Below are 23,135 nucleotides of genomic sequence, written 5' to 3'. Positions count from 1 at the left end.
ATTAATTTATGAGAATTTAATAGAGTATAGCAAAGAAAAGTATATGAATATAAGATTTAATCGGTTTGAGATTGAATATTTAAATATTCAGATTTTGTTTGATATGTTCTTTCACCATTTTTCATTAATGATAAGAAGTTTTGAACATCTGTATTATCAATAGCTTCAAGCATTGATGAATGAGCTTTCTCTAGAGAATTCCACTCTACAATATCTACCCAATGGTCTGGTTTATCTGTATTTTGGGTAAGCGTTCTCTTAATAAAACCATCATATTTTTTAAGATCATTGGTTACCTTATTAGATGCTTTCAATATATCTTTTGTGGCAACATTTTTCTTTGCTTTAAAAGATACTATTTCTAATATTGCCTTTTGGCTATTATTAGGCTCACTAGCTCCAGAAATATTCAATGATACTATTAGGACACTAATAGTAACGCAAAAAATAATACTAATCTTAATAAAGATATCCCTAAAAATCATAAATACATTTTAAATAAATTTAATAAACTTATTAATATTAATATAAAATTTATATATTGTCTAATGTTTTTTAGAGCTTTGTAAGCTTTTGTTTAACTTTTATGTACTTGATATTTTCTGGAAAAAACATCATATTTCTATTAAGACATTTAAAATGTTAGATCTTACACCAATGTTTTTTTATTAAAAATATATTTATTAAAGCGGTAAAATATTTTCTATTGTGATCAGAGATAGAAATTTAGTAAGTTTCTTCTATTCTTTATATAGATTATTTTAATGTAAAAATTGTATTGTTTGAAATAAAAAGCTACTAGTATAAATTATATTTTGTAGTTGAAAGAGTTATACTAATGAGAGTAATTTGTTTAATAAATGAAAAGGTAAATTTGTATGCAAAATTTTGAATATTATAATCCTGTCAAAATCTTCTTTGGTAAAGGTGAAATAGTTAAGTTATCAGAAGCTATCTCAAAAGATGATAAAGTTTTGATGATATATGGTGGTGGAAGTATCAAAAAAAATGGTGTTTATCAACAAGTTAAAGATGCTTTAGCAAGCCATAATGTACATGAGTTTTCTGGAGTTGAGCCAAATCCTGAATATGAAACTTGTATGAAAGCTGTCAAATATATTAAAGAAAATGATGTCAATTTCATATTAGCAGTTGGTGGTGGTTCTGTAATAGATGCGACTAAATTTATAGCAGCAGCTTCTAAATTTGAGGGAGATACTTGGGATATATTAGCAAAGGGTGCTGAGGTTAAAGATGCTTTAGATTTTGGTACAGTATTAACAATTCCAGCAACAGGTTCTGAGATGAACTGTGGCTCTGTTATTTCCAGAAGAGAAATTGATAAAAAACTAGCCTTTATGAGTGAGAAAGTTTTTCCTAAATTTTCTGTTTTAGATCCAGAAGTTACATATACTCTTCCGGCTCGTCAGGTTGCTAATGGTGTAGTTGATGCTTTTGTTCATGTTATGGAGCAGTATTTAACATTTCCGCAAAATGCGCCTTTACAAGATAGGTTTGCAGAAGGTATTTTACAAACTCTTATGGAAGAGGGTGAAAAAGTTATAAATAATCCTAATGATTATGATGTAAGAGCAAATATCATGTGGTCAGCAACTATGGCGCTTAACTCGCTAATATCTCGTGGAGTTGCTATGGATTGGTCTACTCATATGATTGGACATGAATTGACAACTTTTTATGGTTTAGATCATGCTCAAACTTTAGCTATAGTTTTACCAAGTATTATGCAACATAAGAGAGATAAAAAGGGCGATAAGATTGCTCAATATGCAGAAAGAGTACTTGGTGTATCAAGCTCTCTAAGTAAAGATGAGAAGATTGATTTAGCTATTATAAAAACAGTAGAGTTTTTTGAAAAAGTAGGTAATCCAACGAAGCTAAGTTCTTATAAGTTTGGCTCTGAGCATTTTGATAAAGTTATAAATAGTTTAGAGACAAATGGTATGGTTGCTTTAGGTGAAAACCAGGATATTACTCTGCAAGATAGCAGACAAATACTAGAAATGAGTTTATAATTGAAATTGCACACTAAACATATTTTGAGTGATATGAGTTGTGTTGAAGATCGAGGCAACGAGATGTAGGAGCTACTAGTAGTTTCAAATCTTGTTAACGATGCTATTTGATGCAAATCATACCATCCAAAGGACAAAAAGCTAAAGTATCATCTGCCTGCGTTAGAACTTTATTACCATAGCTAGTGCTATGCTAATAAAAACCTGCCTTGCATATAATAACTTTGTCTTTTTGCTCAAATTTATGTTTAGTGCGTAACTTCAGTTATAAATAACTTCTTACTATTCCAAAATATTCATGAATAATTCTTTGAGTTATATAAAAGTTATAAGCATTTGGTAAAACTTTTATACCTGTTGTTAATTTTGATGATGCTAAACTAATTGTATTTATATCGAATTTGTCAAAGAATATCTTAGCTCTTCTATAGTGAATACCTCCTGTAACTAAGCAGTAAGTTCCGTTACTATTTTTTAGAAGCTCTTTTGTGAATTGAGCATTTTGATAAGTATTTTTTGATTTTGTTTCTAAGATTATATCTGTCTTTGGTACACCTAAGTTTTGAAGCTCTTTAGCATAAACTTCAGCTTCTGATATAGTTTCACCAGATGGAATACCTCCTGTTACTATAATTTTTTGAGGATGTCTATTATAAACTTCTACCGCTTTAACTATACGATCATAAGCCCCTAAACTAGGCTCCAACTCACCATAAGCATTATTTAACCCAGCACCTAATAATATAATTCCATTAGTATTTGCACATGCTTTAATATCTGAAACCTCAGATTTTAATGGTTTAGCTAAGAGGTTACCTAATATTCCACTACCAATAAGATAGTAAATAACAGTTAAACTTATTAAGAAATATCTCAGATATCCTTTTGATAAAAAACAGCCAATTATTAATGCTATAAAAAATAAGCATCCAATATCTAATAAATTACTCACTTTAAATCCATATTTATTTTGCAAAGAAACCCCCAATCATTTGGGTATATGTTTCACTATCTTTATTATTACAACCCCTAAATGATACACAAGTGTGTTTAGCCGTTATTTTTATAGAAACATCTGTTGTACCTAAAATAAACTTTAAACTCTCAAAAATTTGAGCAGTCATTCTTTCTTGTATCTGTGGTCTGCGTGAAAAAAAATCACAAATATCATTAATACGACTTAATCCAATAATATTGTTATTTTTAGGAATAAATGAAACTTCTGCAGTACCTTCAAATGGTACAAAATGATGCTCACAAATAGACATTATAGGTATATTTTTCTGAGTTAGAATTCCATCATATTTAAATTCATTCTCGTATAAAGCACATGCTGGAAAGTTATCGTAGTTAAGACCATTGAAAATCTCTTGTGAAAACATTCTAGCTACTCTAAATGGGGTCTTTTCAAATTCATGACTCTGTAGCCCTAAGGCATCTAGTATTTCACCATATGCTTTAGAGATTTTTTCTATTTTGACATCATTATCAAGATTAAATTCTCTTGGCTGTTCTAAGCCTAATTTTATAAGGTGATCTCTGACTTTTTTTCCTATTGTAGGACAGTTTGTATTTGACATATTAAGTTGCACTTTTGTGACATAACAAAATTATATTATTTAATAAACCATCTTTATAGGGTAAATATGACTTATTAGTGTTAATATAGCTGAGTCAAAAAACATAGGTAAAATAAATGAAATTCTCTGATTTAGGTTTAAATCCCTCAATATGTAGCGCATTAGATAAAAAAGGCTATACAAAACCAACTCCAATCCAAGCAAAAGCAATACCATTAGTCTTAAAAGGAAATGATGTAATGGCATCAGCTCAGACTGGTACAGGCAAAACGGCTGGTTTTACACTTCCAATTATCCAAAGGTTATTAGATCAGCCAAAAGCTCAGGCAAATAAAATTAAAGTGCTAGTTCTAACTCCAACAAGAGAGTTAGCTGCACAAATCCAAGATCAAGTTAGAATATATGGTGAAAATACACATATTCGTTCTACAGTTGTTTTTGGCGGGGTAAGTATAAATCCTCAAATGATGAAACTTCGTAAAGGCGTTGAGATACTAATTGCAACACCAGGTAGACTGCTTGATTTATATAGTCAAAATGCTATTAAATTTGATAGCTTAAACACTCTAGTTCTTGATGAAGCAGATAGAATGTTAGATATGGGTTTTATACATGATTTAAAAAGAATTCATAAACTATTACCTAAAAAAATCCAAACGCTAATGTTCTCAGCAACATTTTCACCGGAAATTAAAAATCTTGCTAATGAGTTTCTAAATAATCCTCAATCAGTATCAGCAAATGTTGTAAATACTACAGTTAAGAAAATTACTCAAAAGATTTACACACTTGATAAATCTACAAAAATCAATGCATTGATAGAATTGATTAAAACTCAAGATTTACATCAAGTATTGGTTTTCTCGCGTACAAAACACGGTGCTAATAAAATCTCTGAAAAGCTTAATAAAGCAGATATAACAAGTAGTGCAATTCATGGTAATAAGAGTCAAACTGCTCGTACAAAAGCATTAGCAGATTTTAAGGCAAAAGAGATAAATGTGTTAGTTGCTACTGATATTGCAGCTCGTGGAATTGATATTGCTCAACTACCATGTGTAATAAATTTGGATTTACCAAATGTTGCAGAAGATTATGTTCATAGAATTGGCCGTACAGGTAGAGCAGGGCAAGATGGTTTGGCTATATCTCTAGTAAGTGCAGATGAAGTAGAATCATTATCAAATATTGAGCATCTGATAGGACATCTTTTACCTCGTGAAGAGCTAGAAGGTTTTGAATCTACTCATAATGTACCTATAACTAGTATGTCTCGTAAGACAAAAGTTAAAAAAATTGATGAAGTAAAAATAATTGCAGCTAAAAGAGCAAATAAAAATAATAGAAACAGCAATCAAAAAAAAGCTTCAAGTCATAACAAGGATTTTGCTAAGAAAATTAAACAAAAAATTCATCAGAATAAGAGTGTAAGAAAGCCAAAAGTTTAAGAATTAAGATCTTCAGTATTTGGTAAAATACTTGCTTCTTCATGCATACCATGTAGCCCCTCTGCTGCAATATGGATACGAGTACTTTCTATAATAGAATTTAACCATCCACGAGCAGCCCACATTATTGCTGCAACAATAGTTACAAATATACCTATTGTTAAGAAAACATTTCCATAAACGGCAACACTTTCAACTTTAGTGAAAACAACTCCTTCTGCAGGAGCTGTTAATGCACCTACATAACCACCTATTGGTCCAGCAACCATTGTAGTAAGAGCCCACATCCCTAAAGCAAATCCACTCATTTTACGAGGAAAAAGTTCAGCAACCATTGATAAACCTAAAGCTGAGATAAGTAGTTCACCAGTAGATTGTAAGAAGTAAGTTAATACTAACCACCATCCTGATACAATGCCATCAGTTGCTGTAAATTGAGGAAGGTAAAGAACTAAGAAAGCCATAGCACAAAGAGTCATTCCAAAACAGAACTTTGTGACATGTGTTCCTGCAGATTTTCTATAGTAAATAGAAAGTAAAGGTGATACTACAAGGATAGCTAAAGGATTTAATACCTGCCATTGTTCACCTTGAAGTGTCATACCTAAGAAATGAGGGTTAACATTATTAACAGCGAAGAAGTTTAAGGAGGTTGGCATTTGCTGGTATAACACAAAAAATATAATTCCTTGAATAATAAGTATAAGAGCAACAATCATTCTTTTTCTTTCATGCTCTGGTTGCTTTATCATTTGTACGAAGAAATAAATTAAAGCAATTATTGCTATTACGATAACAACTGCAGTACATAAGTTAGTATTTTCAAGGATATTTGCAGAAATTGTTATAGCTATTAAAGATCCTATAATAACAATAATAGCCTTACTCCAAGAAAATTTTTGTAATCCTGCATCTGTTGAAACTTTTGCAATTTTTGGATAAAAAATTATATAGCTAATCAAGCCAAGTAACATTCCGATAGCAGAGCACAAAAATGCGTGAAGATATCCAAATTTAGCAGCAACAAATGGTGTAATAAGCATCGATACAAAGGAACCAATATTTATCGCCATATAGTACATTGTCATAGCACCATCTAAGGCAGGATCACCTTTTTCGAAAAGTTTAGATATAAGAGAGGTTGGATTTGGCTTAAATAATCCAAAACCGATAGCAACTCCAGCTAACGAATACATTACAATAGTTTTCTCAGTACTTCCTATCTGCTCAGCAATAACAGTAGCAAAGCTAAGTGACAAATATGATAAGAAGAGTATTCCAGCTCCTATAAATATAGTTCTTTTAGCACCTAAATAGCTATCCCCAATCCAACCACCAATTAAAGGACCACCATATAGTAAAGCTGAAAAAGAACCAAAGATAAGCATAGCGTCACCATCGCTAAACCCTAATTTTTTAGCAAAATATATTGCCAAAATGGCTTGTAGACCATAGTAACCAAATCTTTCCCATAGTTCTAATGTCCATAAAACCCAAAATGGCGCGACACTATTTTGACTTTTTGAATGATTAATATCATCAATTATCATAAAATTCTCCCAATTAATTTGAAAACATACCTTTGGACAAAGGTTTACAATTTATCATAAGAGATTTTGATCATGAAAACAATAAGAAAATTGTATAAGTTTGGTTATTTATTCTGTATATCTTTATTTTTTTTTAATTTTATCTAACAACTACAGCTGTTCCATAACAAAAAACTTCTGTACCACTAGTATTACCACCAAGGCTACTTGAATCATAACGAATAGCAATTATTGCATTAGCTCCAAGTTCTTTAGCTTGATTTATCATTTCTTGTTCGGCATGTAATCGAGCATCTTTACAGACATTTGTATAAGAAGTGTTTTTACCACCAATGATATTTTTCAAACCACCTAATATACCTTGAGTAATAGTTGGTGTACGCACAATTATTCCAGTAACTAGCCCTTTATGTTCAATGATTTCTCTTTTACCAAGAGTATCTGCTGTAGTTAGTATCATAAAATTCCTTACATAGTCACAAGCTCTTCTGAGCTAGTAGGATGGATAGCTATAGTATCATCAAAATCACGCTTAGTAGCACCCATATTGATAGCTACTGCAAATCCTTGAAGCATCTCATCAACATTTAGACCTATCATGTGACAACCTACAACTTTTTCATTTTCACCAGTTACAACTAATTTCATAACTGTAGGCATTCTGTGACCTGAGATAGCACAATATAGTGCTGTGAAACGAGACTTATAAACTTTGACATTATCATCACCATATTTTTCTCTTGCTTCTTTTTCTGATAAGCCAACTGTACCAATAGCAGGGTGAGAGAATATCACAGTAGGTATATACTTTAAATTCGCTTTTAAGTCATTTTCGCCATTAAAAAGTCTACGAGCAAGATATCTACCTGTCTTGATAGCTACAGGTGTAAGTTGAGGAACTCCAGAAGCATCTCCTAAAGAATATACTCCAGCAACATTTGTTTCACTAAAATCATTAGCTGGAATAACACCTTTATCAGTCATTTCTATATCAGTATTTTCTATACCTAAATTATGTGTATTTGGAGCACGCCCTGTTGCCCAGATTAGAGTATCAACATTTTCTAGAACTTTATCAGTATCTGTAGTGATTTTTAGGGTATTGCCAGTTTTTTCAACTTTTGTGATATTTGTATGGTTCATGATTTTTAGATCTGTCATTTCCATACATTCAACTAGAGCATCACTAATATCATTATCAAATTCCATTAGAGGTTTTTCTCTACGAACCATAACAGTTGTATCGGTGCCATGAGCATTTAGTACTCCAGCAATCTCAACACCAATGTAACCACCACCAACAATTACAGCTTTTTTAGGAGTTTCTTCTAGCTCAAAAAACTCATCAGATGTGATACCTAATTCAGAACCTTCAATATTTTTTAGTACAGTAGGGTAGGCGCCTGGTGATATAAAAATATGATCTGCTGTAAGCTCAGTTCCATCATCTAATATGATAGTTTTATTATTTTTAAACTTACCCCAATTATTAAAATGTGTGATATCCCATTTATCTAATAATTTGTCATAAAAACCATGAATGTTACCAATATATGTAGCTCTTTTTTCTTTCAGTTTTGCCCAGTTAAAACCTTTAAATTCAACATCAAAACCATAGCCAGCAACATCATGTTTTAACTGTTCTGCAATCATAGCACCATAAAACATAGCTTTTTTAGGTACACAACCTCTATTTACACAAGTACCACCTAGCTCACGCTTTTCGATGATTGCAACTTTTTTACCAAATTTAGCAGCCTGTACAGCAGATGCTATACCACCAGAACCACCACCTAAACTTATTACATCAAAGTGATTATTACTCATTTAATTTTCCTTAATATATTTTATTCATCTTCAAGAATTATTTTTCTATCATAAGCTTTTTGAAGAGGTCTATTGTTATCAAAATGCAAAATATCTTCAAATGTTTTAACCTCTTCTTTAGAGACATAAGCTTTTTGCTTTAATATAACCCATTTCACACCTTCCGTACAAGGGGGAGTTGTTAGAGATCCAGTGAATTCATAGAATGAATGATGTCCATTTGGAATTGGATTATCATCCTTATGAATTGTAAAATCAAACTTATTTGTAGAGCCAACTTTTTTTGGTATATGTTGCCATATCTCTTTTATAAATTGATTTCCTTTTTTATTGTATTCATAAAGCAACCCTAAAACAGCAATTTTGCCATCTTTTGAGATATTGACAAAATGAGCTTCAAAAGGAAACTCTTTTCCATCTAAATAATTTTCACTAGGAGTATGAAAATGCATTTGTTTTAGTTCATATTTTTGTTTACCTATATAGATATAACTACCTGGTTTAAACTGTATTTGAATTGTGTGACCATTATTCCAAATTTCATCTACATGTAAATGATAGTCAATTTTTATTTTGTCAGATTCTGTACCTTTGATAGTGTTTGTTGTAATAATATTTATAGGAGATTGTTTTTTACCGCTTAAGCATTCTTTATATTCAGAAGATAATTCTCCCCAATGTTCTGGACCATCAGAACCTAAGTAACCCCAATGAGCATGTTCTGTAGTATTACTATCTGAATAGCCAAAACTAAACATCCCAATAGAAGAGGCTATAATCATTCCTTTAAAAAGATTTTTGTAATTCATTTATACTCCAATTTAACTTATATGTTTTGCTATGTTTTTTTCTAAAATTTTTAATATATCTTCTACTTTATTATTAGATGATGTATCAACTCTAATAATGTTTTGATCCCATAATTGATAATCTCTATTAAGTACATCTTGCCAAGTAGGATATTTATTTGGATTAGTTTTGTATCTTGTTTCTATTCTATTTTTATGAGTTTGCTTATCACTACATATAACTTCAATATTTATAATTTTTGTAAAATTAACTTGTGATAGTTTATTCCATAATTCTCGAGACTCTATAACTGGGTTGCAACAATCTATAATTAGACTTTTGCCAAGCTTTAGACTCTCTTTTGCTTGGTAATATACTAACTCATAACCTTGTATAGTTAGTTCTTGTGGATATGCTTTTTTTAGATAATATTCAACTGTATCTATTCTATAGTAGACAGTATTGGGCATAACTTGCGCTAGTTGTTTAGCTAAAGTTGTTTTGCCTACTCCTGGTAGACCTGAAAATATATAAGTGTTTGGCATGACTTTAATTTTTAATATATCTACATTTTGGAAAACTACTACATCCTAAAAAAGTTTGTCCTTTTCGGTCACCTTTTTTAATAGTTCTTTCAATTAGTTCATTTGAGCATTTTGGACAGATATTCTCAGACGAGTATTTTTCTTTAAGGCTTTTAATATGTTTATAGTTGTTTTTTATTGAGCTTTTATGTTTTTGGCTTTTTAAGATATCTGCATATTCTTTTAGTACTTCACCACTAAAAGTATTTTCTTTTTGTGTTTTAAGTAAACCTCTTAATCTAAATATACTATAAACACCTTCAGGAATTTTTGTTTTAAAAGTAGATGCTCCTACAAAAACAACGATATTATGAATTTTAGATAAGTCATTTAGCTCAAGCATAGATTCAATAGTTTTAATATGTTTGTAGTTCTGGTGAAGTGGATTTTGAAATTTTGATTTATGTTTATATATTTGTTGTGTCCAAGTTTTACTTTTAACATCTCCAAATATCCAACCTTTCATATTTTTAGTTTCAATTACAAATATTCCAGAAGGTAACAATAAAACATGATCTACTTGAGTAGTATCTTTTTCAATGGGTAGCAGAAGGTTATTTAATAATATTCCATTTTTTTCTTTAACAATATTTTTTATTGACATTATTAGAATTTTTTCACCTATCCAACCTTTGAAAAAAGGTGTTTTCATAAAAAGAAAAACTAGAGCTATCGCCCATAAATACCAATATGCCAAAAATGCTGAGAGTATTGAAGAGATAATTACTGTTACATCCATACTTTAACCTTTGCTAAACCTCATAATCATAACTAATAGTTAACGGAGCATGATCTGAGAACCAATTTTCTTTGTAAACATAGTCAGACTCAGGTACAACTTTGTCTTTTAGTGCAGGCGTTGAAATATGGTAATCAATCCTCCAACCAACATTGTTAGCACGAGCTTGCCCACGATTTGACCACCACGTATATTGTAATGGTTCATGATTAATTACTCGGAAAGTATCAACCCAACCTAAATCATCAAAAATATGATCTAGCCAAGCTTGTTCTTCTGGTAATACTCCAGAAGTCTTGCCATAGTTTGATTTCCAATTTTTAATATCTATTTCTTTATGTACAATATTAAAGTCGCCACAAATTATAAAATCTCTACCAGATTTAACTTGTTCTTTAAGTATTTCTTTATACCTTTCAAGAAACTGCATTTTGTATTCTTGACGAACATCACCACTAGAGCCACTTGGTAGATATAAACTTGCAATACTAAAGTTTTCATAATCAAATTGGATATAGCGACCTTCATCATCCGCCCAGTCTAGCCCAAGCTCTTTGATAACTTTCAGAGGCTTTTTCTTAGCATAGATAGCAGTACCACTATAGCCTTTTTTAACAGCATCTTTGAAATCATAGTGATAACCTTCAGGAAAATACTGTTCATCTCCTTCAAGTTGATGAAATTGAGCTTTTGTTTCTTGGATACATAAGAAATCTATATTTTGAGATTCAAACCATTCCCAAAAACCTTTACGAGTAGCTGCACGGATACCATTAGCATTAAAACTTGTTACTTTTATCATTAGATACATTAAGTGTTAAAGATTATTAGAGTTATTCTAACATTTTAAGGTAGGGTGTGTAATAGGTATTGCTTATGGATGCTATAAGTGTTTTTGATAACCTAAGCGAAAGATATATTTTTCTTTTTAGATAAAATTCTTATATATATAGCAATTACTGTAAATATAATCGCTACTATAAAGCAAACAATAGAGAATTTTTCAAAGTAGTTAGTAAATACAATCAAACTATCTTTAGCTGATACACTTTCGCTTGGCATAGAAATATAACCCGCTATTTTACCAGCTAATGTTTGACCACAGCCTTGACATAAAAGCCATGCGCCCATACATAAGCCAATTTTTTCTCTTGGGAAATATTGTGCTGCTACAGCAAGTCCCATAGCAGATATAAATAATTCTGCTAAAGAAGCTAAGAAATAGTAAATAACTAACCATAAGCTAGTTATCTTGCTATCAGCTCCAGCAGTAGTAATACAAGCAAAATATAATATCAAAAATGCTATCGCACATAAAAATATAGAGGTAGCAAACTTATCAAAAGTATTGAAGTTATATTTTTTCTCATGAATATATAAATATAATTTGGCAAGTATAGGACTTAAAGTTAATATCCAAAAATAGCTTACAGATGTAAAAGATGCTGGTGAAATATCAAAGCCAAAAATGCTAAGGACCACGTTATTTTTAGCAAAAATAACAAGAGTTGAAAATGTTTGAGCATATATTATAAAGAAAAATATAGCTTGGACGAATAAGCAAACACCTGTTATAAGCTTTACTTTAGTAACATTGTCACTATAGCTAAAAGAAGATGAAAATAAATAAATTAATACCGAAGCTGTTATTGCAATTATTATATAAAAAGCAACCTCATTATAGTTTAATAGAATAAATGAGCATAATAATAATAAACATAAAATTAGAACTGAAAAAGCAATATTTCTGAGCTCTAATGGCTTACTACCAACTTCATTGTATAATGATTTATATAGGCCAAACTTCTTAAAAAAGCTTAATATAGCAAATAGCATTCCTATAGCGGCAACAATAAAAGCAATATGAAAGTTTGTATATTTCGCTATAAGAGGAGCTGCCACACCTGCAAAAAAAGCACCTATATTTATTGCCATATAGTACATGGAGAATGCTGCACTTGTTTGAGCGGCATCTTTATCATAGATCATACCAATTAATGATGAGGGAGCTGGTTTGAAAAGAGCATTACCAATCGCTATCATAGATAAGCTAAGCATCACAGCATGATAACTATAAGAAAGACCTAAACTAAAATAACCAAGAGTTAATACTATGGCTCCCGTAACCATTGCTCTTTTGATTCCAAGAAGCTTATCTGCGATTATTCCACCAACAACAGGTAACCCATAAGCTAATCCAGAAAATACACCAAATATCATATATGCGTCTTTTTCTGAGAAACTCATAGAAATTGTAAAAAGAACAAATAATGATGTGAAAGAGTAAAAAGCAAATCTTTCCCACATTTCTATTTGAAATAAATTAATAAATTGTTTTTTTTGGATATTTTCCAGTTCCATGTTTAGATTTAAGTGAAAATAAATGATATGTTATTTTGCTACTTTATATTAATAAAGTAAATTTTTTTCTCAAAATGTACTAAAATTAGTCTATTAATATTTTAGTGACAAAATAATGAACTATATTTCGAAAGAAAAAATCAAAGTAAGCCAATCATCAACAGGCGAAGATATTTGTGTTGAGAAAATTACTATCAAAGGTAGTGATAAAAATGCTCCTAGTGTATATATGCAAGCAAGTATGCACGCTTCTGAATTACAAGGTAATACTGTGATGGTGGAGCTTTTAGAGTATTTTAAAAAGTATCAACCCAAAGGTGATGTATATCTAATTCCTCAGTGTAACCCTATTGGTAAAGATGTATTTATTGGAGCAGGGCATCAAGGTCGTTTTGATTCTGCTACAGGTGATAATTTTAATCGGTACTATAATTATCCTAAAATTGATTATTCAGCATTTGTTAAAGAACATATTAAATCATCTAAGCAAGATTACAAAAAAGCATTTGAAGAGTTACTACAATCAGAAATCAAAAAAGAGCTTGCTAATGAGTGGGAGCTTTCAAGAGCTAAAAGATTGAATTTACTAATGCAACAAGAAGCTTTAAAAGCAGACTTTGTTTTAGATTTACATACAGATACAGATGCAGTTACTTATCTTTATACAGCAGAGTTTGCTAAAAAGTCAGCTGAAAAATTTGGCTATAAGCATACTTTGGTTATTGATAATGATAAAGCGGATGGCGCATTAGATGAAGCTATATTTTGTCCATGGTGGCATCTATCTCAAGAGTTTAAGAAGCAGGGTAGAAATGAATCTATTTTAAAAGAAGGCTATACATTAGAATTAGGCTCTGAAGAATATATAAACTTTGAAGATGCTAAAATGCAAAGCCAAGGTGTTTTAAACTATCTTAAGTCAAAAGATATTATTGATTCTCCTTTTGAGACAGACCTATTAAATACTGAAATAGTCCATAATGATATTACTAACTATAAACATATAAAAGCAGTTGAAGGTGGTTTATATGAGTGGTTTATCAAAGCAGGTGATAAATTTAAAGCTGGTGATGTAATAGGTCAATATATTCAAACCGCTACTATGACAAAGAAAGAACTAAAAATGCCTTATGGTGGAGTTGTAATTAGCATTCATAATACTGGAGCTGTCTGCCAAGGTAGCCAGCTTATTAACTTAGCTGTTCAGTAAAGGAAATTTTATGAAAAAGAATATTCTATTAATAAATGGTAAAAAAGAATTTGGTCATTCAAAAGGGGCACTAAATCAGTATCTAAGTGATTTATCAGAGAATCATCTGAAAAGCTTAGGTCACGAAGTAAAAGTAACCGCTATAGAGAATGGCTATAATATTGAAGAAGAAATACAGAAATGGCTTTGGGCTGATACTGTTATTCATCAGATGCCTGGTTGGTGGATGGGACCTCCTTGGATTGTAAAAAAATATCTTGATGAAGTTCTAACTATAGGTCATGGTAAGCTATATGCAAGTGATGGTAGATCTCGCCATGATGCTAATAAAAAATATGGTTCTGGAGGTTTGCTGCAAGGTAAAAATTATATGCTATCTTTAACGTGGAATGCACCAATGGAAGCTTTTATAGATAGAGAGCAATTTTTTGAAGGTGTTGGAGTAGATGGTGTATATTTGCATTTTCATAAGGCTCATCAGTTTTTAGGTATGTCTCCACTAAACACATTTATCTGTAATGATGTTATCAAAGATCCAAAAGTTGAAGAATATGCTATTAACTATAAAAAACACTTAAGTGAAGTTTTTGCGTAGTTTCGAACCTATCTTAATCTGAAAAAATATAATAAATCACTTAATATAAATGCGACTAAATATATTGTTTGTTAAAATATTTTCATTACCTATCTAATTTACTAACTTATAAATGATTAAAAAATACATAATTATAACTCTCTTAGTTTTTGTTTATTCAGCTTCTTTTGCCGAGATATATGAGTCAGATAATAATGGTGTGCCAACTTTTTCAAATGAAAAGATTAAAGGAGCAAAAAAGATGAATATAGAAAAGCCAGAAGTTATTAACTCATACCGAGAAATAACTGGTGATGCTGATAATAGTTATAAGCAAACTAATAATAAGGATAATAAACTCGTATGGAAAAACCATAATTCATCTGAGTATACAAAAAATAATTCAAATAGAGATTTAAAGAAATTGGAAGGATCTTTAGAGAGCGTAGCGGAAAATTATGTAAATAAACATAAATCTAGTATTTAAAATAGTGAGTCTTTAGGAAGCTATAGCAGAGAAAATTGAGACTCTTCTTTAACCTCTTTTTTTTCTTGAGAGTTGCGTCTAGCTTGGACAGCTTCTGCTAGCATCTCTAACATTTTTATAGTTTGATCAAAATCAACACATTTATCTGTAACACTTTGTCCATACTTTAACGGTTTAGAGTTGATGTCTTGATTACCTTCAACTAGGTTACTTTCAATCATTACACCAAAAATATCATCACCTATTTTAATTTGCTCACAGATATCTGCTAATACAGCTGTTTGCTTATTATGATCTTTTTGACTATTACCATGGCTACAGTCAATCATTACCTTTGTATCGATATCTGATTTTTTTAATTTAGCAACGCACTCATCAACATACTCTTTTGTAAAGTTTGGCCCAGTAGCACCACCTCGAAGAATTACATGACCATTCTTGTTGCCTTTTGTTTCAAAAATAGCAGTAGATCCTGATTTTGTTGTACTTAAAAAATGATGAGGGTATGTTGCTGATTTAATAGCATCTACAGCTACCTGAATATCACCATTAGTAGCATTTTTAAAACCAATAGAAGCAGATAATCCAGAAGCAAGTTCTCTATGCACTTGAGATTCTACAGTTCTCGCTCCAATAGCTCCCCAAGAGATAAGTTCAGCAAAATATTGTGGAGTGATTACATCTAAAAATTCTGTAGCACATGGCAGTCCCATGCTTGTAATATCTGAAAGTAGAGTACGAGCTAAACGTAGACCTTTGTTAATATTGAAAGAATCATCAAGATCAGGATCATTCACAAAACCTTTCCACCCAATAGTAGTACGAGGTTTTTCAAAATAAACTCTCATAACTATTATGATGTCTCTGTCAAATCTTTTTACTAATTCTTTTAATCTTGTAGCATACTCAATAGCAGCTTCTGGATCATGTATTGAACATGGACCAACAACAACGACCGCACGATCATCTTTACCATTAATAGCATTAGCTATTTCTTTACGTGATTGCTTGATTGTTTCATAAGAAGTTTTCAAAAGAGGTATTTCTTGAATTAGAACTTCAGCAGGAATCAAAACTTTTTCTTTTTTTATATTTATATTTGACACTTTATCGAAATTTTTATCACCTATCATTGAGTTGATATCCTTATTATTTCCTTTAATTATTTTTTACCAAAAAGTCCTGGCATATTTCCCATACCTTGCATTGCAGACATACGTTTCATCATGTTTGCCATACCGCCTTTTTTACCTACTACGCTTTTCATCATTTTTTTCATTTGAGTGTGTTGCTGAAGTAGTTTGTTTAGATCTTGAATAGTTGTTCCAGATCCTTTGATAATTCTTTGCTTTCTACTATGTTTGATAAGCTCTGGTTTTTTACGCTCTATAGGAGTCATAGAGTCAATCATAGCTTCAATTTTTTTAAACATTTCATCACCAACATTACCCGGCATGTTTGCAGGCATGTTAGGTAGCTTAGACATAATAGATCCAACACCACCCATTTTTTTCATTTGTTGGATTTGATTTTTGAAATCCTCTAAATCAAAGCTTTTACCACTTTTAAGCTTTTTAGTAAGTTTCTGTGCAGATTTTTTTTCTGTTTTTTGTTCGATATTCTCAATTAAACTAAGAACATCTCCCATTCCAAGAATCTTAGAAGCAACTCTATCTGGATGGAATGGCTCTAGTGCGTCAGTTTTTTCACCAACACCTAAGAATTTAATCGGTTTACCTGTGATTTCTCTAATTGATAGGGCAGCACCACCTCTAGCATCACCATCCGTCTTAGTTAAGATGACACCTGTTAGTTCTAGAGCATCATTAAATGCTTTAGCAGTTACGGCAGCATCTTGACCTGTCATACTATCAACGGTAAAGAATGTTTCTATCGGATTAGATATTTTATGGATTTGTTTAATTTCATCCATCATATCACTATCAATATGCAATCTACCTGCAGTATCTATAATAAGTACATCTGCAAGTTTTGTTTTTGCTGCTTTTATAGCTTCTGTAACAATATAATCAGGTTTCTGAGAGCCATCAGATTCAAAGAAGTCAACATTCAAACTATTTGCTAGAGTTCTTAGCTGATCAATAGCAGCAGGGCGATAGACATCGGCACTTACTACCATTACTTTTTTCTTATGTTGCTCTTTTAAATATTTTGCAAGCTTAGCTGTTGATGTTGTTTTACCAGCACCTTGTAAACCTGCCATCAAGATAACTGCCGGTGGCTGAGTTTTTAGGTTTATTGGAACTGCTTCTTCACCTAAAGCATTTTCTATTTCTTTTTTTACAAATGAAATAAATGTTTGATCAGGAGTTAAACTCTTTTTTACTTCTTCACCAATAGCTTTTTCTTTAATATTAGCTATAAATTTTTTAACTACAGGTAATGCAACATCAGCTTCTAAAAGAGATACTCTTATATCTCTTAGTGCTGACTGAATGTTTTCTTCAGTAAGAGAGGTTTGTCCTTGTATCTTCTTAAAAGATGATTGTAATTTATCTGATAAACTAGTAAACATATCTTTATAAGCTTTTAACTCTTAGGAGTATATTAAATAATAAGCAAAATATTAACATTTTTGAAAGCAATATACTATCTAGCTGATAATACTTATTGCTATTATTATAAATAAAGCTAAGCAAATAATAATATATGTATAGTTTTGTTCCTTTACAAAAAAGACTAATTCTAAGCAAATTCGTAATACTGGTGAGATTATAAGTAAAAGGAGTCCAGTATTCATAATTTCATTACTAATGCTATTGTTATATTCTAAAAAATGACATACACCACCAATGAGCATTGCAATAATAGCTATAAATAGATTTAGTCTTAAAACTTTATAAATAACATTCTCTTTCATATTATAGTAACCCTTTAAGTAACATTTGAAAGGCTCCAGCCATCACAACTATAAAAAATATTGCCCTAAGAACTTTTGTAGGTATGTAAGGCATAATTTTTGAACCAATAGTTGCTCCTAATAAGGTTCCAAGAGCTACAGGTACTGCTATAGTGCTATTTATATAACCAGCAAAATAGTATGCAGAGGTTGCAGCAAAGGCTGTGATACCCATAATAAAATTACTAGTTGAAGCGCTGACTCTAAATGGTATCTTCATGATTTTATCCATAGCAATAACTTTAAATATTCCCGCACCAATACCTAGTAAGCCACCAATAAATCCAGCTCCTCCCATGAAAATAAAACCTAAAATTGGATGAGAGACTTTATAATGTTGTAGTTTATTATTGACTAAAATACTATCATTAAGTTGAAGTTTTTCTGATATATGGGATGTGTTGTTTAAGCTGGATTCGCTTTTTGACGAATCTTTTCTTTTTATTATATTTAATAAAGCGACTATAACTAAAATTCCACCAAAAATTAGAAATAGGATTTTTGATTGTAGCATCAGAGCTACTTTTGCTCCAAAAATGGCTCCTATTGCTGTTGCTAAGGCAAGAAAAAGTCCAAGTTTTTCTTTTGTTAATCCATGAGATTTTAAAGAAACTAAAGAAGTAGCGGTTGATGTACATATAATAGCAATCATCGCAGCACCTAATATATAATGAAGAGGAATGTTTAATAATGTAGATAAAATAGGTGTGATAACTAAAGCACCTCCTAAACCAATAACAGCTCCAATACAGCCCCCTAGAACAGATACACTAAATATTATTAACTCAAAAAAAATATGGTTTTCCACGAATAATGATAAGTTTTTATACTTTATTACTTAAAATTATAACGTTTTAACAACTATTTTTTCAAAAGATTTGAGTTTTTGATTAAATACTTCTAAAATATAGGCTGTCTTATGTAATTATTCAAATTAACTAATAAATTGGAGAAGAGGCCAGTATGGCAAAAGAAGATTGTATAGAAATGGAAGGTGTTGTTTTAGAGGCGCTTCCAAACACAATGTTTAGAGTTGAGTTAGAAAATGGACATGTCGTTACTGCTCATATTTCAGGAAAAATGAGAAAAAATTATATTCGTATCTTAACGGGTGATAAGGTTGTAGTTGAGATTACTCCATATGATTTAACAAAAGGTCGTATTAAGTTCCGTAGCAAATAATTAGATAAATCTATATCTCTATTTAAAGAATTAAATTCTCTAGTACTAGTATCCCAGGAGTTAGAATCGTAAATATAAGTCCTACTGCTATTGCTAAAGGTACTATTTTTGTGCCGTAATTGTTCTTGATTACCGGTAGGCAGAAGTCCATGGCTGTATTTGCGGCATATCCAACTAGCTCTATAGATAAGTATCTTTTTAGTAAGGGAACTGTAGCAATAACAATTATTTCTCGTAGGAAATCAACCATAAAAGTTACCATTCCGTAATACTCGCCAATAAAACCTGTATTTAATACTACAGATAAAGAATACCAGCCAAATCCTGAGCAAATCATAATACTTTCTTTAAGTGGAATGTTTGTGATTAAGCTTATCAATATAGCAGAAGATATTGATGTTATAACTATAATTATAACTATAGTTATAGCAACTTTATTCTTAAATAGATCTTTTATAGGAATGTTTTCTAGACGTAGTAATATACCTATTATAAACATTAATCCAAACAGTAGAGCAAGTACTACATTATCGATAAAATGTGTCATATCAATGTTTATAATTTCACCTAGAATATAACCTATAATTAGGTATGTAAGGTATTTGCTTGCTTGTAAGACTAAAAGAAAAATATTCTGAGTTTGACTACTCGAACCAATTGAGACAAATTTAGATTTTAACTGACTTTTATAATAGCAATAAAGACAAACACCTAGAATATTTGCTATAAATAAAATACAAGAGTAAAGAAGGCTAGTGCTAATAACATCAAAAACTATCGTATTCGTATGTGTAAAAATACTAAAGTTATATCCTAATAAAAATATGATTAAAACAACTATTAGTTCTAGAGCTGTATTAATATATTTTATTGTTTGAGTACTTTTATTAAAGTTGAAAATATAGTATCCCATTAAAAGACATATAAAAAGAGCTATTGATTCGTACATTTTTAATATTAAAGAGTTTTTAGTTTAAATCTTCTATATATCATAAATATTATTACAGGAATAATTGATAATACAAAACAGATAGACAAAGTTTGTATAAACTCAAGAGGATTATCATATAAATTATCAGGAGGAACAAAACCTACAATTACGCAAATTACTGTACCTATTACACCTAATATACATGTAGATACCATACCAAACTTACCTCCAGGAATATGGAAATCTTCAGTGTTTTTAATAGCATCTTTGTTAGTGAGTTTAAGCTTAAGTGCCGCAAAAAACATCATTAAATACATCAAAGAATATATCTGTGTACTAAGAGCAGTAAGTAACCAATAATAAGCCTGAACAGAAGGAACCAGTTCTAAAAGTAAGCATATAATAGTCATAATTATAGCTTGTAGAATTAAAATACCACTAGGTACATCATGCTTATTTGTTTTGTCTAAAGCATCTGGAAGGAAATGGTCATCTGCAGCTTGTAATAAACCTCTAGCTGGAGATATCATCCAATTAATCATAGAACCTATTGAACCGACAACCACCATTAAACCAAGTAAATAGTAAAAAAATACAGGTATACCTAAATTATCTAGATATACTCTAAAAGTTTTAATCGTACCATGCACTACATCTATATCAGATTGAGGGAAGATTATTGCAACAGCTAAAGCGCCAAGAACCATTGTAAATATTATAAAAACAACAGAGATTAAAAGAGCTAGAGGAAATGTTTTTTTAGGATTTGTAACTTTTCTTATATGTACTGTTGCTAACTCAAGACCTAAGAATGAAGCAATAATTGCTGTTAAGCCCATCCATGATTCTGTTGACTCAAAGCTAGGTATTAGATTATGAGCTTGGAAATTAATATGAGTAAAACAGTTATGACAGCTTAACCATATTAGAGCAAATATAACCATTAATATCATAGGAATAACCATTCCTATAAAAGTACAAATACTTGCAAATATAGCGGATACTCTCAAACCTTTTAAATTTAGTATTGTTAGTGACCAAAAAACTATAGTTATAAATATAATTGTAAATTTAACATTTTGTGCAAAATCAGGGTTAAATAAGTAAGCTATAGTTCCTGCTAAAAATGTTAAGATGCTTGGGAACCATATAAGGGTATTAATCCACTGAAACCAGATTGCAAGCATTGCCACATTCGGACCAAAGGCTTTTTTTACCCAACCATACACTCCTTCTTCACCTTTTTTTGTATATGTTGCAGTCATTTCAGCTGAGACTAATGCTACAGGTGCTAAAAACAATACAACAGCAATAGCAAAAAAGAAAAATATATAAGTACCTGATGTAGCAGTAGAAGGGAGGTTACGTATGTTATCGATAGCCCCAGTCATCAGAAGTATTAGAAGGATTAAGCCAATTTTTTCTTTTCCAGAAGAGTTTGTCGTCATAACTTTATAAAATATAATTAAAATTTAAACACGTTAAAACATATAATACTTAACGGGTGCTGAATTAGCAATTATTTACGCTATGTATAAAGGCATAACTTGGAATAATTTTTCCAAGGTTTGTAGAGCTTTTTTATTTTCAACTTTAATTATCAATCTATTGCCATCTTCAATAGTTACATTGCTAGCAAAAAATAGTGGGATATTGTCATCACTTTTCATGATTGCAAGGATCTCTAATCCTTTAGGTAACTTAAGGCTTGAGATAGTTTTACCAATAACTGTTGACATATTTTCTTGGCCATGAACTTTTAATTCGACAAACATTTGCTCACTATCCTCAACCTCATACATTCTAACCATATCAACTTGAGTCAAAAATGCTTTAATAGTTGTATATGAAAAATTATGTGGAGAGATGGATATATCTATAAGTTTAAGGTCTCTAGTTATATCATAATATTCAGCACTATTAACCGTGGCTACTGTTTTTTTTGCTCCAAGTTTTTTGGCTAGTATGGATGACATAATATTTATCTCATCAGAGTTGGTTAATGCAAAAAACATATCTGCTTCATCAATACCTTCTGCTACGAGAAGGTTATTATTTACAGGGTTATAGTGAAGAATTGTTGATTTAGAAAGCTCATTTAATGCAAATTCACACTTTTTTGCACTAGGATCAATCATTTTTATGATATAACCTTTAGTTTCGAGGGATTTTGCTAGAGTAATACTTGCATGGTTAATACCCGCAATAAATATTTTTCTAATGTTTGTTTTCTTCGGTTGAAATATTGTTAATATTTGAGATGAGTAAGCTTTTTCTGAAAGATACATAACTCTATCACCAGGCTGAATTAAAGTTTCTATATCTTCTAGGTCAAGTTTTTCACTGCCTCTATGGGCAGATATTATATCTACTTTTATATCCTCTAAGCCTAAATAAATATCTTTGATTGCTAGGCCCACAAGAGGGGATTCTTCAGATACTTCTACACCAACGATCTGAACCTTTTTATCAAAAAAACTTGATATAAAATATGCTCCAGATAAAAATATTAGTTGCTCTAGTCTTTTTGTTGTTTCAAAGAAAGATTTTATTACTAAATCTATATTACTTAGAAGTTTTGGAAATCTATTATATTCCGTATCACGGATACGAGCGATTTTATAAGGAGTTTTATATAGCTTATAGGCCATATCACAGATAGCTATATTTATCGTATCATCAGATGTTACAGCTATAATCATATCTGTATCTTTAAAGTTTGCCTCCATCATAATGTTAGGCTTTGTGACATCTCCAATAATTGTTTGAACATCAAAAGCGGATGATATAAACCCAAGCCTCTCTTCATTTAGATCTATTACAGATACTTGGTGATCTAAACTTAATCTTTGAGTTAAATATACTCCTAATTGACCAGCACCTAAAATAGCTATTCTCATAATTAATTGATATAATA

24 protein-coding genes are annotated in these 23,135 nt (G+C 30.8%); 6 read left to right on the top strand and 18 right to left on the bottom strand.

Annotated features, from left to right (window positions below):
* Positions 1-56: 56 nt before the first annotated feature.
* Positions 57-485, bottom strand: coding sequence for an antibiotic biosynthesis monooxygenase family protein (locus QI37_RS01250; RefSeq protein WP_040007813.1), 429 nt, complete (start codon positions 483-485; stop codon positions 57-59).
* Between the two features lie 393 nt (positions 486-878).
* Between QI37_RS01250 and QI37_RS01245 the strand changes: the two genes are divergently transcribed.
* Complete coding sequence (locus tag QI37_RS01245) at positions 879-2,036, top strand: iron-containing alcohol dehydrogenase (RefSeq protein WP_040007812.1); 1,158 nt, start codon at positions 879-881, stop codon at positions 2,034-2,036.
* A 265-nt stretch (positions 2,037-2,301) separates the two neighbouring features.
* Here the strand turns inward: QI37_RS01245 and QI37_RS01240 are convergent, their stop codons facing one another.
* Complete coding sequence (locus QI37_RS01240; RefSeq protein WP_040010635.1) at positions 2,302-2,988, bottom strand: YdcF family protein; 687 nt, start codon at positions 2,986-2,988, stop codon at positions 2,302-2,304.
* A gap of 13 nt (positions 2,989-3,001) precedes the next feature.
* Entirely contained in the window at positions 3,002-3,616 is a 615-nt protein-coding gene (gene folE / locus QI37_RS01235; RefSeq protein ID WP_040007809.1) for a GTP cyclohydrolase I FolE, read from the bottom strand.
* A 116-nt stretch (positions 3,617-3,732) separates the two neighbouring features.
* Between folE and QI37_RS01230 the strand changes: the two genes are divergently transcribed.
* Positions 3,733-5,064 (top strand): DEAD/DEAH box helicase, encoded by a 1,332-nt coding sequence (locus QI37_RS01230; RefSeq protein ID WP_040007806.1) that lies wholly within the window; start codon positions 3,733-3,735, stop codon positions 5,062-5,064.
* Here QI37_RS01230 and QI37_RS01225 read toward each other — a convergent pair.
* From QI37_RS01225 to QI37_RS01190, 8 genes are all read right to left on the bottom strand, one after another.
* Positions 5,061-6,614 (bottom strand): oligopeptide:H+ symporter, encoded by a 1,554-nt coding sequence (locus QI37_RS01225; protein ID WP_040007803.1) that lies wholly within the window; start codon positions 6,612-6,614, stop codon positions 5,061-5,063. The genes QI37_RS01230 and QI37_RS01225 overlap by 4 nt on opposite strands.
* A gap of 139 nt (positions 6,615-6,753) precedes the next feature.
* The gene (locus QI37_RS01220; RefSeq protein WP_040007802.1) at positions 6,754-7,074 is read right to left on the bottom strand and encodes a YbjQ family protein; all 321 of its coding nucleotides are present in this window, start codon (positions 7,072-7,074) and stop codon (positions 6,754-6,756) included.
* An 8-nt stretch (positions 7,075-7,082) separates the two neighbouring features.
* Entirely contained in the window at positions 7,083-8,441 is a 1,359-nt protein-coding gene (gene gorA, locus QI37_RS01215; RefSeq protein ID WP_040007801.1) for a glutathione-disulfide reductase, read from the bottom strand.
* Positions 8,442-8,461: 20 nt separating this feature from the next.
* On the bottom strand, positions 8,462-9,250 hold the full coding sequence (locus QI37_RS01210) for a carbonic anhydrase (protein ID WP_040007800.1): 789 nt from the start codon (positions 9,248-9,250) through the stop codon (positions 8,462-8,464).
* 12 nt (positions 9,251-9,262) lie between these two features.
* On the bottom strand, positions 9,263-9,775 hold the full coding sequence (locus QI37_RS01205) for a P-loop nucleotide/nucleoside kinase family protein (protein WP_040007798.1): 513 nt from the start codon (positions 9,773-9,775) through the stop codon (positions 9,263-9,265).
* Positions 9,776-9,779: 4 nt separating this feature from the next.
* Positions 9,780-10,553, bottom strand: coding sequence for an NERD domain-containing protein (locus tag QI37_RS01200; protein ID WP_040007797.1), 774 nt, complete (start codon positions 10,551-10,553; stop codon positions 9,780-9,782).
* A gap of 13 nt (positions 10,554-10,566) precedes the next feature.
* Entirely contained in the window at positions 10,567-11,355 is a 789-nt protein-coding gene (locus QI37_RS01195) for an exodeoxyribonuclease III (RefSeq protein WP_040010634.1), read from the bottom strand.
* Positions 11,356-11,456: 101 nt separating this feature from the next.
* Positions 11,457-12,860 carry a peptide MFS transporter gene (locus QI37_RS01190; RefSeq protein WP_158409059.1) on the bottom strand — a complete coding sequence of 468 codons (1,404 nt, stop codon included), beginning with the start codon at positions 12,858-12,860 and terminating at the stop codon, positions 11,457-11,459.
* Positions 12,861-13,026: 166 nt separating this feature from the next.
* Here QI37_RS01190 and QI37_RS01185 point away from each other — a divergent pair, with 166 nt between their 5' ends.
* From QI37_RS01185 to QI37_RS01175, 3 genes are all read left to right on the top strand, one after another.
* Positions 13,027-14,124 (top strand): M14 family zinc carboxypeptidase, encoded by a 1,098-nt coding sequence (locus QI37_RS01185; protein WP_040007794.1) that lies wholly within the window; start codon positions 13,027-13,029, stop codon positions 14,122-14,124.
* Between the two features lie 10 nt (positions 14,125-14,134).
* Positions 14,135-14,719 carry an NAD(P)H-dependent oxidoreductase gene (locus tag QI37_RS01180; protein WP_040007792.1) on the top strand — a complete coding sequence of 195 codons (585 nt, stop codon included), beginning with the start codon at positions 14,135-14,137 and terminating at the stop codon, positions 14,717-14,719.
* Positions 14,720-14,831: 112 nt separating this feature from the next.
* Positions 14,832-15,185, top strand: a complete 354-nt coding sequence (locus QI37_RS01175; protein WP_040007790.1) for a hypothetical protein — start codon at positions 14,832-14,834, stop codon at positions 15,183-15,185.
* Between the two features lie 20 nt (positions 15,186-15,205).
* Here the strand turns inward: QI37_RS01175 and QI37_RS01170 are convergent, their stop codons facing one another.
* From QI37_RS01170 to QI37_RS01155, 4 genes are all read right to left on the bottom strand, one after another.
* Complete coding sequence (locus tag QI37_RS01170; RefSeq protein WP_040007787.1) at positions 15,206-16,318, bottom strand: 3-deoxy-7-phosphoheptulonate synthase; 1,113 nt, start codon at positions 16,316-16,318, stop codon at positions 15,206-15,208.
* 29 nt (positions 16,319-16,347) lie between these two features.
* The gene (ffh, locus tag QI37_RS01165) at positions 16,348-17,721 is read right to left on the bottom strand and encodes a signal recognition particle protein (protein ID WP_040007785.1); all 1,374 of its coding nucleotides are present in this window, start codon (positions 17,719-17,721) and stop codon (positions 16,348-16,350) included.
* A gap of 78 nt (positions 17,722-17,799) precedes the next feature.
* Positions 17,800-18,006, bottom strand: a complete 207-nt coding sequence (locus tag QI37_RS01160) for a DUF1634 domain-containing protein (protein ID WP_434061681.1) — start codon at positions 18,004-18,006, stop codon at positions 17,800-17,802.
* Positions 18,007-18,067: 61 nt separating this feature from the next.
* A complete protein-coding gene (locus QI37_RS01155; RefSeq protein ID WP_040007782.1) occupies positions 18,068-18,913 on the bottom strand; it encodes a sulfite exporter TauE/SafE family protein in 846 nt (281 codons plus the stop codon).
* Positions 18,914-19,068: 155 nt separating this feature from the next.
* Here QI37_RS01155 and infA point away from each other — a divergent pair, with 155 nt between their 5' ends.
* Entirely contained in the window at positions 19,069-19,287 is a 219-nt protein-coding gene (gene infA / locus QI37_RS01150) for a translation initiation factor IF-1 (protein WP_004287780.1), read from the top strand.
* A gap of 22 nt (positions 19,288-19,309) precedes the next feature.
* Here the strand turns inward: infA and QI37_RS01145 are convergent, their stop codons facing one another.
* The 3 genes from QI37_RS01145 to trkA form a co-directional block, all read right to left on the bottom strand.
* Positions 19,310-20,236 (bottom strand): LysO family transporter, encoded by a 927-nt coding sequence (locus QI37_RS01145; RefSeq protein ID WP_040007776.1) that lies wholly within the window; start codon positions 20,234-20,236, stop codon positions 19,310-19,312.
* Between the two features lie 8 nt (positions 20,237-20,244).
* Positions 20,245-21,666: an APC family permease gene (locus QI37_RS01140; RefSeq protein ID WP_040007775.1), complete on the bottom strand. Its 1,422-nt coding sequence runs from the start codon at positions 21,664-21,666 to the stop codon at positions 20,245-20,247.
* Positions 21,667-21,741: 75 nt separating this feature from the next.
* Positions 21,742-23,118: a Trk system potassium transporter TrkA gene (gene trkA / locus QI37_RS01135; RefSeq protein ID WP_040007774.1), complete on the bottom strand. Its 1,377-nt coding sequence runs from the start codon at positions 23,116-23,118 to the stop codon at positions 21,742-21,744.
* Between the last annotated feature and the right edge of the window lie 17 nt (positions 23,119-23,135).

Origin of the sequence: Candidatus Francisella endociliophora, from assembly GCF_000764555.1 — a bacterium.
GTDB classification, from domain to species: domain Bacteria; phylum Pseudomonadota; class Gammaproteobacteria; order Francisellales; family Francisellaceae; genus Francisella; species Francisella endociliophora.
Note: the sequence above shows the minus strand (reverse complement) of the source record. Positions and strands in the feature narration are given on the sequence as shown.

Excerpts from the sequence above, each read along its gene's own strand:
- QI37_RS01210 (WP_040007800.1), bottom strand. The coding sequence starts at position 9,250 with ATGAATTACAAAAATCTTTTTAAAGGAATGATTATAGCCTCTTCTATT.
- QI37_RS01175 (WP_040007790.1), top strand. The coding sequence starts at position 14,832 with ATGATTAAAAAATACATAATTATAACTCTCTTAGTTTTTGTTTATTCA.
- QI37_RS01250 (WP_040007813.1), bottom strand. The coding sequence starts at position 485 with ATGATTTTTAGGGATATCTTTATTAAGATTAGTATTATTTTTTGCGTT.
- infA (WP_004287780.1), top strand. The coding sequence starts at position 19,069 with ATGGCAAAAGAAGATTGTATAGAAATGGAAGGTGTTGTTTTAGAGGCG.
- QI37_RS01225 (WP_040007803.1), bottom strand. The coding sequence starts at position 6,614 with ATGATAATTGATGATATTAATCATTCAAAAAGTCAAAATAGTGTCGCG.
- QI37_RS01230 (WP_040007806.1), top strand. The coding sequence starts at position 3,733 with ATGAAATTCTCTGATTTAGGTTTAAATCCCTCAATATGTAGCGCATTA.
- QI37_RS01140 (WP_040007775.1), bottom strand. The coding sequence starts at position 21,666 with ATGACGACAAACTCTTCTGGAAAAGAAAAAATTGGCTTAATCCTTCTA.
- QI37_RS01190 (WP_158409059.1), bottom strand. The coding sequence starts at position 12,860 with ATGTGGGAAAGATTTGCTTTTTACTCTTTCACATCATTATTTGTTCTT.
- QI37_RS01195 (WP_040010634.1), bottom strand. The coding sequence starts at position 11,355 with ATGATAAAAGTAACAAGTTTTAATGCTAATGGTATCCGTGCAGCTACT.
- folE (WP_040007809.1), bottom strand. The coding sequence starts at position 3,616 with ATGTCAAATACAAACTGTCCTACAATAGGAAAAAAAGTCAGAGATCAC.
- QI37_RS01170 (WP_040007787.1), bottom strand. The coding sequence starts at position 16,318 with ATGATAGGTGATAAAAATTTCGATAAAGTGTCAAATATAAATATAAAA.
- QI37_RS01220 (WP_040007802.1), bottom strand. The coding sequence starts at position 7,074 with ATGATACTAACTACAGCAGATACTCTTGGTAAAAGAGAAATCATTGAA.
- trkA (WP_040007774.1), bottom strand. The coding sequence starts at position 23,118 with ATGAGAATAGCTATTTTAGGTGCTGGTCAATTAGGAGTATATTTAACT.
- QI37_RS01145 (WP_040007776.1), bottom strand. The coding sequence starts at position 20,236 with ATGTACGAATCAATAGCTCTTTTTATATGTCTTTTAATGGGATACTAT.
- ffh (WP_040007785.1), bottom strand. The coding sequence starts at position 17,721 with ATGTTTACTAGTTTATCAGATAAATTACAATCATCTTTTAAGAAGATA.
- QI37_RS01200 (WP_040007797.1), bottom strand. The coding sequence starts at position 10,553 with ATGGATGTAACAGTAATTATCTCTTCAATACTCTCAGCATTTTTGGCA.
- QI37_RS01205 (WP_040007798.1), bottom strand. The coding sequence starts at position 9,775 with ATGCCAAACACTTATATATTTTCAGGTCTACCAGGAGTAGGCAAAACA.
- QI37_RS01160 (WP_434061681.1), bottom strand. The coding sequence starts at position 18,006 with ATGCTCATTGGTGGTGTATGTCATTTTTTAGAATATAACAATAGCATT.
- QI37_RS01245 (WP_040007812.1), top strand. The coding sequence starts at position 879 with ATGCAAAATTTTGAATATTATAATCCTGTCAAAATCTTCTTTGGTAAA.
- QI37_RS01180 (WP_040007792.1), top strand. The coding sequence starts at position 14,135 with ATGAAAAAGAATATTCTATTAATAAATGGTAAAAAAGAATTTGGTCAT.
- gorA (WP_040007801.1), bottom strand. The coding sequence starts at position 8,441 with ATGAGTAATAATCACTTTGATGTAATAAGTTTAGGTGGTGGTTCTGGT.